The sequence below is a fragment of the Serratia nematodiphila DZ0503SBS1 genome (assembly GCF_000738675.1).
GTDB classification, from domain to species: domain Bacteria; phylum Pseudomonadota; class Gammaproteobacteria; order Enterobacterales; family Enterobacteriaceae; genus Serratia; species Serratia nematodiphila.
On record NZ_JPUX01000002.1, the window covers coordinates 683,956 to 700,480 of the forward strand.

The window sequence follows — 16,525 nt, forward strand, 5'->3', positions numbered from 1 at the left end:
CAATTCAGGGAGATATCATCAGATATCTCCCTTATTCACTACTACTGCCCGGTATATTCAAAGACCAGAATCGAACCGGGGTTGCTGTGATCGTGCGTAGGATGGTTGGTTTCATCCATAACGTTGCCAAAATTATCTGTCGCTACATAGATTTTCCGCGTATCAGGGCTCACCAACACCGTACGGTAACGATTCGCGGTGTGGAAATATTTAATCACATCCCCCTGCACATCCTTCTTATCCGCATTTAACGGCACTCGGTACAATGCCCCCATTTTCATGGAAGTGATAATAACCGAGTTGCGCCAAGCTTTTATCACGCCATTCTCAGGATAATACGCAATGCTGGAAGGCGCGATTGTCGGCCAACACATATAGGATGAATCGCCCTGGCAACTGGCGTTGTTATAAGTAAACCCTTCTCTTACGGTAAAGAAGGTTTTCAACGGCGCTTTGAAATCAGGTGCGCTCCATTCGGTCTCTTTCTGGATCGGTACGCCCGCCGGGATATGGTTCGGATCCCATTGCAGAGACGGGCAATTTTTAGCCTCGGAGTAGTTCGCGTAAACATATGCTTGATCGTCGCGATAGCCTGCGACATGAGGCCAGCCATAGTTGCCGCCGGCTTCGAGGATATTCAACTCATCGTCGGATGAAGGCCCTTGTTCTGTGGCGTACAGCGTATTGCCGACGAAAACGAGACCTTGCGGATTACGGTGACCGTAGGTGAAAAGATGGCTTTTTATCCCGTGAATCACCGGATTATCACTTGGAACAGTGCCGTCGACATTTAAGCGAATGACTTTACCGGCGTAAGAGGAATAATCTTTTTTAGCCAGCTCGGCTTCGGTCGGGATTCGCTGAGCGTCAATTTTCTTGCAGAAATTGGCACCCTGGTTGTGGCCCTGCTCGCCGATCGTGTAATACAACTTGCCATCAGGCCCAAAACGCAGGCGCCCGCCGTTATGATCGTTGCCTGCCGGGAAACCCGCCAGAATTTCTTTCTCATTCCCCAGTTTTTTGGTTTTCTCGTCGTACTCGAAACGGACGATTTTTGCGTGCTCGTCATTGCCATTCATATAGGTATAGGAGGCGTAGACATAGTTATCCCCTCCCGGCTTCATGAAGTTCGGGGACAGCGCCAGCCCCAATACCCCTTCATGCTGCGGCCCGACATGCACGCCGTCAATCTTGATCGCCACCTGCTTTTCACCCGTTTGCGGGTTGATACGAACGATTGACGCAGCCTTGCGCTCCGTCACCCAGAGGTCGCCATCCGGCCCCCAAATCATGTCCCAGGGCGCATCAAGCCCATTAATCAAAACATGGGCCTTGAAAGGTTCTGCCGTTTGAACAACCGCTTGTTCCCCTTTCGGCGAGTGAGAAGTATCCGCTGCATAGGCCATACCGCAGGTCATCAGAGATATGGCAATCGCGTTGAACATCACACTGAATTTGTTATTCATAATTTCCCATCCTATGCCCAGAAACTTTTATGGATGAATATAAATAAAAAAGGCCAAATTTAGATTTAGGCTCAATCACGGATATTTTCGTGGTAAAGGAAACGATATTGGCATGATGCATACGTGTTCAGCATCGTCGTCATGCCAAATTACCTTCCCACTAACATCCATTGAGAATGGTCAATATCACTTCCCATTCATTTTATCAAAACTGGTCATCAGGTTACGGTAATCCGGAATATGCGTAGAGAACAGCTTGCCCAAGCCTTCAATATCATTACGCCAGTCACGATGCAATTCGCAGGCAACGCCAAACCAGGTCATTAACTGCGCACCGGCCTGAGACATTCTATCCCATGCGGAATGACGCGTGATTTCATTGAAGGTTCCCGATGCATCAGTCACGACAAATACATCAAAACCTTCTTCTAGCGCTGACAACGCAGGAAATGCGACGCAAACCTCCGTAACGACCCCGGCGATAATCAATTGCTTTTTACCGGTGGCTTTGACGGCTTTAACAAAATCGTCATTATCCCAAGCGTTGATATTACCAGGGCGGGGAATAAACGGAGCGTCGGGGAAGATTTCTTTTAATTCAGGCACTAATGGGCCGTTCGGGCCAATCTCAAAACTGGTTGTTAACACCGTAGGCAAATTGAAGTATTTTGCCAGATCGGCAAGCGCCAGAACGTTATTCTTGAATTTGTCGGGATCGATATCACGGACGAGTGAAAGCAACCCCGTTTGATGGTCGACCAATAGCACAGCGGCATCATTTTTATCAAGGCGAACATATTTCTTTGACATATCTCACTCCTTCAAATGGACTGAACGGACTGGGCACAGTACTACAGCGTTAAGGCAAGCTGAAAGATGACAAAGCATAGAATCAATTTTAGTCTCTTTCAGCAGAGAAGCAAATTGAAGACACAAAATCGGAATATTAACAAAAAGCTGATTAAATAACCCACTTCATCAATCATTTACCTCCCCCTGAAACAAAATTGAATTGTCTTGTGAATAAATTTGAAAGAAAATCAACGTTTTCTTATATAACCAGGGGAGGTTATCAGCTCTTAAAATCCGGTAAAAATTGACAAAAACATTTAAAAATCAAATTGTTACCTTTCCATGATCGCCATGTGAATTTCACTGTTTTCAGTCTAATGGAGAGCGTCCTTTTTAATAGGGTTAAACGTGCCATTTTTTTTGCTCAAAGTGACAAGGCATCAAAAGCAAAAGGGGCAATCACCAGACGTCAATTAAAATTAGAATTTAACTATATTAATAATTTACGCATTCCCTCCATGGCAGAGACCCGCATGGCGGGATTCATGGAGGTCGTTGAACAATGGCTGTTATTAATCAATGCCGGAAAAGAAACCGTGCCGTTTCTGCTTAACCGACGAATAACACCGGGTGAAAGCGTGAATGTTTTATCAATCACTCGGCTAAATGCCTGTTGACTATTGAAGCCTAACATAAAAGCAATATCAATTATTGGTATATCCGTTTCCGTCAAAGCATAGTACGCAAAGAGCGCCCTTCTCTCTCTGACATAACCGCCCAGGTTGATACCGGCCCGCATTTTAAACACTCGCTGCAGATGCCATTTAGAATAACCTGACTTTCTGGATATGGCATCAATACTCAAATCCCCACCTAAGTTATTATCAATCCAAATAATAATTTCTCGAACGACGCGCTCGCTGATCTTTCCGTTAAATTCGTCAGACATCTTCTCCCTCCTCATTTAATTAACTTCATTGCACAAATAACCAATGGCAGAAAAAGAATGTGCTGTCAAATTATCCCGCAACCTGTCACTCACAGCCAATTGAGTGACGCCCAAAGCAAATTCCGGTTTAAATAATTATCATCACGGCGGTTTACTTAAGCCCCTTAAAACAATCCCCCCTTGTATTACATAAGAGAACTTAATGACATCAGAAACATCATCTGATAAATCCCCGTTCAAGCGATGCAATCAACTATAATTTATGATATTTACATCTTAAGAAGGAACCTATCTCTTATCATTATAGGATGATGGCTTACGGCGCAGAGGAAAAGGAGTGCAGCTTTAATAGAAGACAATAGGAACATTCCCAGTCAGACAGTCATTTTTTAGGCAATGTGAGAAAAATAAACGTTAACGGACAACGTAAAATGGAGAGCGGTGCAATGCGAAAGGACAAGTCCTCCTTATTTAACTGGTCAACTGCCGGCATGCTTGCAGAAGAGCGGCTGAGTGAATTTGATCGCCTGCTGAAACAAAGCCTGATCAGCGTTACAACCACCATCGACGATCACTCCCGCTTCTGGTGCCATCTGTCAACGCTCAAGGCCGGGCAATTCTCCATTACTGACATTAATGGTTCAGCCAAACGCTCACAGCGTGACAGAAAGAATATTCTACGTAGCGCCAGCGACGAATACCACCTCGTGTATGCCGGCGCCACATGGCGATTTATTAATCGATACGGCCAAGAGATCACCGTGCCTGCGGGAAGCGCAATCTTGCTCGATACGCGCAAGGAATATATTTCACTTTTGCCGGAGGGTTTCCTTAATCGCACGCTGGCTTTGCCTGCTGAATGGCTCAACACCTGGGTCGCCAATCCCGAAAAAATGATCGAACAAAACCTGAGCGAGCTTTCAGGCTGGGGGAAAGTATTAGCCGCCTATCTGGAACAGATTTCTCCGCCTTATCTGAGCACAATCGACTTTCAACCGCCAATGATATTGGATCAAATCGGTATGCTGCTCTCGCTGCTCTATCACGATTTGGTTAGCGAAGATGCCTTGTCCCGCAAATTTAGCCGCGATAGAAATTATCAGAAAATCGTGGAAAGTCTGCATCAAAGACACATGAATTTAGTTCTGACCGCAACGGATATCGCGCGAGAGGTCGGCATTTCAACCAGAACATTACACCGCGTGATGGCCAATCAAGGCACCAGTTTCGGCCAGGCGTTAATCAACTACCGCGCCAACTCCGCATTACGTATGCTCAATACCGAAGAATTTGACGAACTCTCCATCGCAGATATCGCCAAACGGGCAGGCTTTGTCGATGTTTCACACTTCAATCGCGTGTGTAAAACCTATTTTGGCGAGTCTCCCGGCAAGATCAGGAAGAAACGCCCTTAAGCGAATCAAAGTGTGAGCATTAACGCGCGCCTTGCAGGCCGGCGAGCTCACCATGTTGCATTACGCCGTAGCGTTGGGCAGGCGCACGGTCACGCGGTTATTGGCCGTGGGCAGCTGCAGCGGCGCTTCCTGCCAGCTCACCGCGATAACCAAGACCGGCGGGGCCGGCACGCGCGGCTCACGCCCGTCGGGCCCCACGCTGTAGGCATCCCATTCAATCACGAACACGCCGCCGTCTTGCGGCTCGACCCGTTCAACGAAAAAGGTGGTGTCTGAACCACGCCCACCTGCAGGTTTGTGCGCATAAGAAAGCAGGCAGAACCACTCGCCGGCGAAATAGAGGTGGTACAGGCCATCCACGATATGCTCACCGCGGAACTGGCAACCGCCGACGCTGAAGGCATCACCCGCCGGGGATTCCGCCACGCGTTCGAGATCGCACACGAAGCGCTCGGTCGGCCGGTTATCCAGCCACAACGCATAAGGCGGTGCGTGCAGCAGCGCGGCGGGATCGTCTGCATAGCGCAGATCGGGCGGCAACATCAAACGCGCCGCCAGCGCGCGGCCGCTGGGCAAGGTGATCTCCAGACGATCCGCCGGTTCCTCTATCCACTGCGGCACCCACAGACCGCGCACCTGCCGCAACGGCGTGGCCTCCACCTGCCGACACTTCACCCGCAGCCGCGCCAGCGCCTCGGCGGAACCGGCGGCCAAGGCTCCCTGCTCACGATCGGTCAGCGCGGGCAGCGCGTACATCACCCGGGCGGCAGGCTCGTACACCGTCAGCCCCTCTCCCTCGCGGCTGCGGGTCGGGATCAGGCGCAACCTGCCGCCGTCCACGTCCTGTGGCTCGGCACAGGCGCCATGCACCATCGCCCCGTCGCGCAGCAGCAGCGTCCAAAAATTGGGGCCGCCCATGCCCAACTCCCCCACGCCGCCAATCTGCCGATCGCTGTCGCCGGCGTGCGCCATTTCAATCGGCTGCGAATGCCAGTCGGTCTTGCGCCATTCTGCCGCCTCTGCGGGGTCTTGCGCGCCTTTAGCGGCGTACTTCACCCATTGCAGCACGGCAAACAGCGCGATGCACAGCACGCCGATAATCGGGTGATCCTGCCAAATCAACACCCAACCGACGATCAAAAGGGCCCAGGCGGCCATGGCGATATCCTTTTCTAAGAGAAAACCGCCTGATTCTAGCGCAGGAAACGCAAGGGGTTGAAGCCTATGCCATGAATAATTAGCCGTTAGATAGAAAGGTAGTAATTTCAGCATTATTTCTGTGACTATGAAGATCACATAAATAACGCTTCACAGAGTGCTTTTAACGTAAAAAGATAACTCCCCGCATTTCAATATAACATTTACTCCTTGTAAAAAACTGGAAAATGAAAGCGAAAAAAAACCGCAATAATTTGTACACACTCCAATCATTGACTATGTTTAGATATACTATTTACATGTATCCAAACACACGCAAGCACACTTGCAGAAATTTAAAAAGTCCGTTTTTATCGGGCGATAAAATATTTCATCAACAATATTCTGGGGAGCGACGATTAAAATCGTTACAGGCATTATCCTTATCTCTGTGGCCGCCTTTAGCGGCGCGTCCTACGTGGCCGATGCAGAACCCACTACCGGCAGCGCGGAAGTAATGCCGGAACACGCGCACGCCGTGATGGAAAATGGCAGCCCGGCGCCGCAGCACGACGTCGCCGGCAAATGCCGGAGTCGAAATATATCGGCATGAAGGTCAAAACCGATTACACCATCAACAGCTGCACCATGATGATGTCGGCCAAATCGATGTTCCCAACGCCAAACGACAAACAGCCGATGGAACTGGCGACCGATCTCACCGCGCTGGGCCTGGCGGATTATGATGGTCAACCCGCGTGCTCTCCAGTTCGAATAAAATGATGAGCAAAGAGATACACGGTAAGATGATGATAAAAAACAGTAATGGAATGAAAAACGGCGCGTTCCTTAACAGGAAGCACCGTCATAAAAGCATTAAATCAGGCCAGAATTATATTTCTGGTTGAATTTATCTTCCGATTGGAACAGATAAATAATACCTTCGATAAAGCCGACAATCGCCGGGATCCCCGTCCAGCAGAACAGCAGGTAGAACAACCCCCACCACTTCATGCCCAGGTAAAACTTGTGAATGCCCAGCCCACCCAGGAAGATGGCCAGCAGGGCCGCCGCGAGCTTGTCTTTTCTGCTCATAGTGCACTTCTCCTTACTTCTCACCGAACCACCGGCATGTCCAAAAACGGATGCCGCGCCACAGAGCGCCGCATCGCAATGCTTGAGGAGGAAAAAATTCACCCATCAAGGCTCAACAGGGGTAATTATAACAGTGATTAATTAAACGGTTGTTTAACCGGGGAAAGGCAGGAAAAAGACGTACGGCAAGAGGAGGAATATTCCTGCGGCGAAGGCTCAATGCTTTAATATCTTTTTGTTTTTAAATTAAATCATTCGCATACATTCATGACTATCACGCCAGCCGTTGACGCCGCGCTAAGCGTGTTGCCTCTTCGGGGGCCAGATCCTGTCGACTATTTTATTTTCCCTGGTGACTTCCCACTGGCAATCTAGGTGACTCGCATTGATAGGATTCGCAGCGTCAGCCCGGACTAACAGCAATAAAATCGATCTTGAATAACGCGATGTCTATTCTAAAGCCCGTCATTCTGGGGACGATGCCCAGCGATCAGGTTTGCCACCTGTGCATAATCCTTAATAACGCCGGGATGGCGCCGCCCGGTGCAAAAAACAAAGCTACAGCGCTGTTCATTACCGATCAACTTCTCCGCCAGATTTCTGGCTCGCAGATTAGGCGTGGCGTTCATTCTAAGGATCTGCATTTTCTCTGTTTCATTACTTTGGGGATGAAGTTTTTCTTCATACTCTCCCACCATCAGCGTGACCTGATTGACATGCTCATCAATGGTTAACTTGCCGTCAGGAATCAACGCCCCATTGCCCCACCAAATGGATGGGCTGGCCGCTAAATAATTTTGAAATGCATCAGGATGATTAAACAGGGTATACAACACAAAATGACCACCATGCGAGTGGCCTGCCAGCGTTTGCTGGTCTACGTTGACAGGATAATGCGCTTCGATCCATGGTTTAACGCATGCGGCAATAAATTGATAAAACGCTGCCGCTCCGCCCCCCTCCGCAAACTCTTTCTCTCCTGAGGGAACCGTATAATCACGGGTTCTTGCCTTCAATATATCCACCCCGTCTTGATAGCCAATGCCGATATAAAGAATATCCCCATCGCGTTTTCTGTTGTTACGTTCCGTCACGACCGAAAACTGGGAGTTAGCATCCAAAAGATACAGCGGGTTCAAATTACCGCCAGTCCCCCTGCGGTGAGAGATAAAGACTCTGTATCTTTGACCATTAAAGACAAAGCACTTCGTTCTTGAAATTAAATCTTCACACATAACAACCTCACTTGTTTAAATGAATTAATCGCGTCAATGCCTTATTCTCAGAGAAGAAAAAGACGGTGAGGTCCCAACGTAGCAACGCATATTCCCGTTTACGACGTTTGTGTGTTGTGCGGTTTATGGCACACAAGCCCAGGTATTGCATCATGCACCGGATTAATGGGCTTTAGCGTTGCGGCAGAGTCGGTGACGGAGCGTACGAAAGGAAAAGTTAAAAAATGAGGTGGTGCCGATAATAGGAATGGAATACAACGCATATCATGCTGTTTTAAAAGACCTTTAAAAACACAAGGCAGCAATGAATACATATATCTATACACAATAAAATGGTACACAATACATAGAATAAATTATAAGCAACTAGTACTCGCCCAGTGCTCATCATATTAAAAAGAGATTTATAGGAAAACTGTTCACCCTATACACTTTTTTATTTTATCCTTTTATTTCAATGCATTGATGGGTGTATAGCCACCTTCTAGGTGTACACCCCTGTTCACCTACAGGGTGAACAGTTTGAATCGCAGGCACAAAAAAACCGGCCTGAGCCGGTTTGGTGAGCGCTTGTCATTATGATATTGGCCGTTCAGCGGCCGATAGGAAGCCCTGGTGTTGCTGCATGTATTCGGGTCACTGCCACTATAAGCGGCGCGGCGATTGAGCGTCCAATGGGTTCGGCAGATCAATAATTGCCTATTGATCGGCCCGGCCGATCGACTCGGTCATCGTCACACCGCGCCGCACTTCGGCAGCCAACCCGCTTCGCACTCGTCACTCAATAATTCCCTGCCTGATGCGGCGTTTCAGCAGCGCATGCTCACACTCTTTTAGCGTCTGCGGCACCGCCGGGCCGGACGCCGTCAGGTTTATCACGTGCTGATAACCCCCTAGCGGCCATAAACGACAGGTAGGCGTGATACAGATAGCGGCGCGGATTCGCCGGGGTGATTTTGGCATTGCCGATCATCATCCCTTCCGGGGTGCCCAGCACCGTCAGGTAGCCACAAAAATCAACCAGCGGATCGGCATGCCGTTTGATTTCCAGGGCTTTCGCCGAACTCTGCTGCGCCTGAAGCAGTGCACGCGCATCATTCGGGTATGGCGAAACGCTGCATCAGGTGACGCACAATGCCCCCCAGCTCTTCGGTGATCTTCGCCAGCAACAGCGGATCGCGCTCTTCGGGGGCGATAGCCTCCGGGAACAGCAGTATCACCCGGCGGCGCGAGATGCCGCCGCTGCGGTCGCTGAACTGCATCGGGTTGTTGTTCACCGCCAGTATCACCGCCGGGATGTTTACCGCGTAGGCATCGCGGTATTTCGGGTCGATGGCGACCGCATCACCGCCGGTGATGGCCTTGATGCCCGCCCCGTCACCGCTCCACTTTTCCTGGTCAGGTAGGATAATCAGCGAGAAGCCGACCACGCTCGCGCGCCGACTCCAGGATATCAATGATGGCGGAGGTGGTATTGTAAGTATCCCGCTTAACCTAACCATTCACTTTTAGAGATCTTCCGACATACTGATTATGTCCCTGAGGAGATCACCATGCGTAAAGCCCGGTTTGCCGAACACCAGATCATCACCGTTCTGAAGTCTGTTGAAGCCGGACGTACCGTCAAAGATGTCTGCCGCGAAGCGGGAATATCTGAGGCTTCGTACTATAACTGGAAAGCGAAGTATGGTGGCATGGAAGCCTCTGATATCAAAAAGATGAAGGATCTTGAGGACGAAAACCGCCGTCTCGAACAGATGTTTGCCGACCTGAGTCTGGAAAATCGCGCGTTAAAAGACGTCATTGAAAAAAAGCTTTAAAACCAGCGATAAAGCGTGAGCTCGTCAACTATGTGAAAGAGATGTTTTCGATGAGCGTACGCCAGGCATGCAGGACATTATCGCTGAGTAGGACGGTCTATTTTTACCAGCCTGATACCCGGCGCGATGAGCCGGTGATCCGGGCGCTGACTGAACTGGCGGAGCGCTATCCGCGATACGGCTTTAAGAAACTGTTCCAGTTACTGCGCAGGCAGGGTAACAGCTGGAACCATAAGCGCGTTCACCGGATTTACTGCCTGCTGAAATTGAATTTTCGCCGTAAGGGAAAACAGCGCCTGCCGGTGCGTAATCCGGCGATGCTGGCGACGCCAGAGGCGATGAACCAGAGCTGGTCCATCGATTTTATGCACGATGCGCTGGTGTGCGGCAGACGCTTCCGGACGTTCAACGTGGTGGATGATTTTAACCGCGAAGCACTGGCGATCGAAATTGACCTGAGTATCCCGGCGCAACGTGTCGTGAGAGTGCTGGACAGGATAGTGGCAAACCGCGGCTATCCGCGGAAGATGCGTATGGATAACGGGCCAGAACTGGTCTCACTGGCACTGGCGCAATGGGCCGAAGAACATGGTGTGTTGCTGGAATTTATCAAGCCGGGAAAGCCGACGCAGAATGCGTTTATAGAGCGTTTTAATCGGACATACCGGACTGGATTTTTATCTGTTCAGAACCCTGAATGAAACGCGGGAAATTACGGAGCGCTGGCTGACTGAATATAACAGCGAGCGGCCTCATGAATCCCTGAACAACCTGACGCCGGAAGAGTACCGGCTGATGGCTGAACCCCCGGAAATCTCAAAAAGTGCGTGGAACTAAAACGGGTGCGCTTACATATTCAGTATGTCTATCGGCCTCACATTACTCATTCAATATCAGGTTATTTGTATTCCCTGCTTGATACGACGTTTCAGCAACATCACTCTCAGCATCTATGGCATCACTTAGACGACTGCCGCTAATTTCCTAACAAGCTTACAGTATTATCCTGTAATCTTCGAAAAATGCTCTCCGCAAGGACAGAAACTATCTACAGAAAGAGGTCACTCCACATTTTCCAAAATTCATCACCTAAAAATAAAAACAGTAAAATATTCACCATTTTATTTTGTAATGTAAACATCTAACTATTATAAATCATCGTGTTATATAAAATAACATTGGTGTTGTACAAAACTAATTATAATCATTAGTCTGTCTATTTTTAAAAACAGGTATATTTATTGCTGATAATATTTCACTTTTGTTTAAGATTAATTTAGTAGTGTCATCCAACCTACTGTAATTAGTGGTAAGGAAAATATCTAATGTATCTTTATCTCTATAACCACTAATAATGGGGGATATAACCACACTCTGTTCAGGACCTCCTTTTTCATTAGGTTCCCCTAAAGAAATAACATTTCCCACATAGACCTTTCTGTCCTTCATTGTTAGCATAATGAAAGCCTCATTCGTATTTGTACTTATTAGTGATATAAAAAGACAGCTATCTAAGGAATTTCCTCTTAATGCATCATAAATAACATATGGTTTTGTATTAAGAGTTTTGTATTTTATTATTAGTCTAATTGTAGGAAATATAGACCATATCACTGGTATAATTAATGTACATAGAGCAATGAATATCAAGCATGATAATTCTTTTGAAATTGCCTTCTTGTTTTCACCTTCAAGAATAAAGGGGTTTAAAGTCTCAGAAATAAAATCAATAATAGAAAACCTATACTCAACAAATGGCATTTTTATTTCACCAGAAGTAGTCAACAATAAACCAATACTTACAAGCAATAAAAGCCCCCCCATAAAGCACTCTTCAGATAAAGAAATTGCCCTTCATAACGATATAATTTATATTTATATATAGGATGAATATGAATAAGCAAAAAACCACTAACCAATATAGGTATAACCAATAAAACAAACATGATACCGACTAAGGTAATTTGTTAATTCTCATCCTGATCTCATCAATGATGAGATGCAAGTGCTCAAACTCTTTATTATTAACAACCTCCACTATTGATACCGTTACAGTACCTCGCCCTATCACCTTTAATGTTTTATAAGTACTACCTAGCTTCTCAACTATTTCATATTCATGTCTTTTCGGAGCTAGCCCTATAAGGCTCAATATTGAGTGAATCAAACCGCCTCCAAATCCTATGACTCAGAATTTATTTAAATACTATATACAATAACAATATTATTACTTAGAGTAAACAGGATTGCTTTGAAATTCAGTAATCCATTAACGCACCAATATGTAGCATCACAAGCAACACGCTGAATGGTAAAACATATAAAATCTTATTGACAAGTAATATTAACGCTGAAGGGGGAAGAACTTCCCTGTAACTTAGCTATGTTACTTAATGGCGGGTTGTTTTAGGGAAACATCATGAAATCAACTCATTTACTTGTTAACCCACCAATTTAACCTTATAGGTTAGTTTAATTAGAACTGTTTAGTAACAATTACGTCACTATCATAGATGTTAAAACTTCAAACTAAAGCCAGAGGTATTTATGGAGAGAAATATAGCCCCCAGCTACCATACTGCAATAGTGAATGGGATCCGGTTACGTTATGTCATTGCAGGTAAGGGGAAGCCTTTAGTATTACTACATGGCTGGCCACAAAATTGGAAGGAGTGGCGGCATGTGATCAAAAGCATGTCATCTATTTTTACTGTAATTGCTCCTGACATGCGCGGTTTTGGTGACTCTGACAAGCCAGTAAGTGGCTACAATAAGCGCGAGGTGGCACAAGATATTTATGAATTAGTGCATCAATTAGGCTTTAAGAAAATTTACTTAGTTGGGCATGATATTGGAATGATGGTTGCGTATGAATATGCATCATCTCATCCAGAAGATGTGAAACGACTTGCCCTGATGGAAGCGGCTATTCCCGGTTTAGGCCTTGAGACTTTGCAAGACTCGGCAAAATTCCCACATCTTTGGCATTTCGGTTTTTTCATTGCCCCAGGTGTTGCCGAGTCACTTATTTTCGGCCGTGAAAAAATATTCTTAACCCATTTCATTAAAGAATTATCTTACAACACGTCTGCCTTTACTGATGATGACTTCAATGAATACTCTGAAAGTATGAGCGCTCCAGGAACATTAAGCTCAAGCTTGAAACATTATCGTGCATTTCCCGAGGATGCTGTAAATAATCGTGAAAATGCGCGAAAAAAGTTAATCATGCCAATATTAGCGATTGGTGGCTCTCATGGAATGGGTAAAAGAGTGGGCGAAATGATGTACCCACTTGCTGAAAATGTACAAATGGCGGTCATTGAACAATGTGGGCATTGGATTCCAGAAGAGCAACCAGAAAAGCTAACAAAGTTATTTCTTGATTTCTTTAGTTAACAACTCTTGGGAAAGATTAAAATTTTCTTTTGCATGGGTTTTCATCACCTTATTTAAGGCCTTTTCTGAGCATTTTATGTTAATATTTAAAAGCACAGTATGATATATCTTATCATGATTAACCTGGTGTATTTTAGCCTACCTCAATCGCCCTAGAGGCAGGTTTTTTTTATAAAAAACCCACTTCTACAGTGAGCGGATACTTTGATAAACATCTTGTAATTGAGTGTGTGATTAATTCCTAAAATGATTATCATTTCATCACATGAAAAGTATTTTGGCGTCAAGTGATATATATAAAAATATTTTATCCACAACCTACGTTATAGTACCCTCGTGCTAAGTTATCTTGAATAACTCTCTATTCCTTTTTACCACTCCCTCCCCTTAACCCAGTATTCCTAACACCTAAAAATTTTAACATTTAATGCCCCTGACATCTATTTCTTCTTCAGAGTGAAATGTATAAGTAGCTAGTCAGAGGAGCGGACTCAAAGTCAATGACTATAAGTTCAATAGATAACTTAGTATTAATAATGGGTATGCTTTTACATTATTCCTGCCATTATAAAACAAGCAATTAAAACTTAAATTAGAAAAGACATTATCTATTCATCCTCAAAAAAAAATAGTACAATTGATTAATAACCAAGTGAATTATATAAGTTATCATTATGGTTACTACAATCGCTATTGGAACTGACGTTAAACGATACAATGATGAATAAGATATGTCGCTATTCATAGTTTTCATGCCAACAATGACACTAAGTGTAGTTAAGGCTACAAACCATTTTGCAGGTCCAGCATTCTCTTTTATATGTGCTGATGTATATAGCATAATACAGAAACAATATAGAAATGAAATGATGAAAATATTTTCATTAAAGACACTAACTATTACCTGTATAATTAAAGCAGTAGATGAACCAATAATTGTCCCATATATTCTTTTTATACTTGAATGAAAAATCAAATTCCAATTGATAGGAAACAACACTAATAAAGACGATACTTGGGCTGCTATTGAATCTTTCTCATCAAACAGCATAAAAAACATTAAAGATACCGAAGACACAACAGAACCCAACATGGTTTTCTTTATATTATCAATGTTACTCTGCACAGATTTCTGGATTATAGTCCTTTCGTGTCTATCCGGGAAGAAGTAGAATGAAATGGCAACAATAGCAGCTGTAATAAATGTTGCCAGAATCACCGATGTATAAACATCACTTAAATTTGTAGATTGATAACTGCCCAGATGAGTTAATGTATGTATTGAAATTAAGGATTGTGCGCCAGCTAAAAATGCGGTATTTGTAGACATAATCCAAAAGCAAAATACATTTATACTAAATGATAATGTTATTGTTGTGACTATAGATACAGAGGAGTTAACAGTTATAAAATAAGCAACAGCAACGCTAAACACTCCACTAAACAAAAACTGTCTTATGATATGAGCATTAATTACCGGAGATAAGCCCATAATAAGTATTGGGTATAGTGAAAAGTAAGTACCATAATCCCAATCGAAAATCTTAGGCAAAATAAACCCTAAATACGAACCAAATAATACTCTTTTTATTTGCTGCAAGTCATTTTCAGTCATAATATTCATCTTAATAAATATAATGCAGCCAAGAAATAACATTTATTTGCAATCTTGATAAGTACTTTGTTAGCGTATCATTACTTGAATAAATTTGGACTGTCGCTCTAGCTCCAGATGTTAGTCCATCAGGCAAAGGATCGTCTAGATTTATATATATCCTAATTCTTTGAGCATCCCTAATCCATCGATCACTTTGCTCTGTACTAGCTAGGTTGCCATCAGCATATAACTGACCGTTAATTACACCGGAGTCTTTACCTATAACTTTGCCGTTAAATACTTTGCCAGGAATAGCATCAAATACGACATAAGCCCTAATTTTCTCTTTCAATTTGGATAATGATTTCTCACGAAAATCGGCATAAATTACACCGGAATCACTAACTATGCTCAATAATGGAACGCCAGGTGACACAACATGTCCTGTATTAAGATTCATATTGCTAATCGTTCCAGATATGGGGGAGGTCACGGTGGTTTTATTTAATTCTGTTCGAGAAACAGCCAGATCATTCATAGCCTTCCTAATCTGAAGATTTTCATCACCATATAAACCCCGTTGCGTAACCAATGACAGGATATTATATTTCAATTGCTTTACATTTGCTTCATTTTTTTCTCTGTCACCTATTGCTTTATCTACTTGCTGTTTGGATATAGCAATTGCATTGAGTTTTAGATATCTGTCCTCATCGTCCCTAGCCAATTTCAATGATATTTCCGCAGAATTAAGTTCATTTTCGGCCTCTTTAATTTTCGAGTCTAATGTTTTATTATCTTCATAGGCTTGTTCAAGTTTTAACTTTGCCGAATTTAAATTTAAGATATAATCAGTAGGATCTATATAAAATAGAACATCACCTTTTTTTACTTTTTGATCATTCTTCACAGCGACATTGATCACTTTGCCGCTGACTTCTGGCGACACAGTAATTACTTTATATATTAGCCTAGAATGAGGTGTAAATGGGTGTGAAATGTCTGAAATGACAAAATATATAATAGATGCAAGCCCCAACAACATGCCTAATAATGTCCATTGACGAAATCGTTGTTCTGGAGTTAATGACAATGACATGTATTCTTTCCTTTGGCCGTTAAGACAGCGTAATGAAAAACGCTTGCTTATTAAGCATACATTTACTTAGTTCATGAAGTAAATACCTAATAATGGAATTATCATTTCCATTCTATACGCCTTTTCGTTAAGACACATGCTATTGCTCTATAAGTTTGAGTAATAACACATAGGCATAAATAAACTCTTGAGGAGTGAGGAGTGAGGAGTGGGGAGTGAGGAGTGAGGAGTTTTCAATACTATCACATTACAGATTTAAAAATTTAGTTTCATTATGATTTTATATACATATAATTCATATAATCTACAGCATCGCTCCATCAACGAAAATAATATATTGTATCTCTTCATCTTTTTAGACATGTAAGGCATACAGTTTTCCATAAGTTTAGCTAGGGATAACATTAACATATCGCCATCATGCATAACTTCCATAATTTCATATTACTGCGTGGATTGCTAATACAACACAATAGAATTGGGTTAAGTGGTTCATGACTAAACGTAAACGAACTAAAAGC

At 44.2% G+C, this 16,525-nt stretch carries 12 protein-coding genes and 2 pseudogenes; 4 read left to right on the plus strand and 10 right to left on the minus strand.

Features of this window, described 5'->3' with window-relative positions; translation table 11 throughout:
• Positions 1–41: 41 nt before the first annotated feature.
• The 3 genes from JL05_RS23855 to JL05_RS23865 all read right to left on the minus strand — a co-directional run bounded on the left by JL05_RS23855 (position 42) and on the right by JL05_RS23865 (position 3,207).
• Complete coding sequence (locus JL05_RS23855) at positions 42–1,466, minus strand: glucose/sorbosone family PQQ-dependent dehydrogenase (protein WP_033634070.1); 1,425 nt, start codon at positions 1,464–1,466, stop codon at positions 42–44.
• A 186-nt stretch (positions 1,467–1,652) separates the two neighbouring features.
• Entirely contained in the window at positions 1,653–2,276 is a 624-nt protein-coding gene (ycaC, locus tag JL05_RS23860; RefSeq protein ID WP_033634071.1) for an isochorismate family cysteine hydrolase YcaC, read from the minus strand.
• A 472-nt stretch (positions 2,277–2,748) separates the two neighbouring features.
• Complete coding sequence (locus JL05_RS23865; RefSeq protein ID WP_033634152.1) at positions 2,749–3,207, minus strand: helix-turn-helix domain-containing protein; 459 nt, start codon at positions 3,205–3,207, stop codon at positions 2,749–2,751.
• A gap of 446 nt (positions 3,208–3,653) precedes the next feature.
• Between JL05_RS23865 and JL05_RS23870 the strand changes: the two genes are divergently transcribed.
• A complete protein-coding gene (locus JL05_RS23870; protein ID WP_004930273.1) occupies positions 3,654–4,622 on the plus strand; it encodes a helix-turn-helix domain-containing protein in 969 nt (322 codons plus the stop codon).
• A 60-nt stretch (positions 4,623–4,682) separates the two neighbouring features.
• Here JL05_RS23870 and JL05_RS23875 read toward each other — a convergent pair whose 3' ends face one another.
• The gene (locus JL05_RS23875; protein WP_033634072.1) at positions 4,683–5,780 is read right to left on the minus strand and encodes a hypothetical protein; all 1,098 of its coding nucleotides are present in this window, start codon (positions 5,778–5,780) and stop codon (positions 4,683–4,685) included.
• A gap of 564 nt (positions 5,781–6,344) precedes the next feature.
• Between JL05_RS23875 and JL05_RS25815 the strand changes: the two genes are divergently transcribed.
• A complete protein-coding gene (locus JL05_RS25815; protein WP_064581121.1) occupies positions 6,345–6,542 on the plus strand; it encodes a hypothetical protein in 198 nt (65 codons plus the stop codon).
• A gap of 93 nt (positions 6,543–6,635) precedes the next feature.
• On the opposite strand, the gene JL05_RS23885 is transcribed toward JL05_RS25815, so the two are convergent.
• From JL05_RS23885 to JL05_RS25225, 3 genes and pseudogenes are all read right to left on the minus strand, one after another.
• Complete coding sequence (locus tag JL05_RS23885) at positions 6,636–6,854, minus strand: TM2 domain-containing protein (RefSeq protein ID WP_004930265.1); 219 nt, start codon at positions 6,852–6,854, stop codon at positions 6,636–6,638.
• Positions 6,855–7,309: 455 nt separating this feature from the next.
• Positions 7,310–8,089, minus strand: coding sequence for an alpha/beta hydrolase (locus tag JL05_RS25075; RefSeq protein WP_072010129.1), 780 nt, complete (start codon positions 8,087–8,089; stop codon positions 7,310–7,312).
• A gap of 734 nt (positions 8,090–8,823) precedes the next feature.
• Positions 8,824–9,565 (minus strand): annotated as a pseudogene (locus JL05_RS25225) (primase-like DNA-binding domain-containing protein); the annotation flags it as partial.
• Positions 9,566–9,642: 77 nt separating this feature from the next.
• Between JL05_RS25225 and JL05_RS25230 the strand changes: the two are divergent.
• Positions 9,643–10,746 (plus strand): annotated as a pseudogene (locus JL05_RS25230) (IS3 family transposase).
• A gap of 357 nt (positions 10,747–11,103) precedes the next feature.
• On the opposite strand, the gene JL05_RS25505 reads toward JL05_RS25230, so the two are convergent.
• A complete protein-coding gene (locus tag JL05_RS25505; protein ID WP_139182649.1) occupies positions 11,104–11,733 on the minus strand; it encodes a hypothetical protein in 630 nt (209 codons plus the stop codon).
• Between the two features lie 723 nt (positions 11,734–12,456).
• Between JL05_RS25505 and JL05_RS23910 the strand changes: the two genes are divergently transcribed.
• Positions 12,457–13,308 carry an alpha/beta fold hydrolase gene (locus JL05_RS23910; protein ID WP_033634076.1) on the plus strand — a complete coding sequence of 284 codons (852 nt, stop codon included), beginning with the start codon at positions 12,457–12,459 and terminating at the stop codon, positions 13,306–13,308.
• 604 nt (positions 13,309–13,912) lie between these two features.
• On the opposite strand, the gene JL05_RS25090 is transcribed toward JL05_RS23910, so the two are convergent.
• Positions 13,913–14,923, minus strand: a complete 1,011-nt coding sequence (locus JL05_RS25090) for a DUF2955 domain-containing protein (protein WP_160125727.1) — start codon at positions 14,921–14,923, stop codon at positions 13,913–13,915.
• Between the two features lie 10 nt (positions 14,924–14,933).
• Positions 14,934–16,004, minus strand: a complete 1,071-nt coding sequence (locus JL05_RS25095) for an HlyD family secretion protein (protein WP_080353185.1) — start codon at positions 16,002–16,004, stop codon at positions 14,934–14,936.
• Between the last annotated feature and the right edge of the window lie 521 nt (positions 16,005–16,525).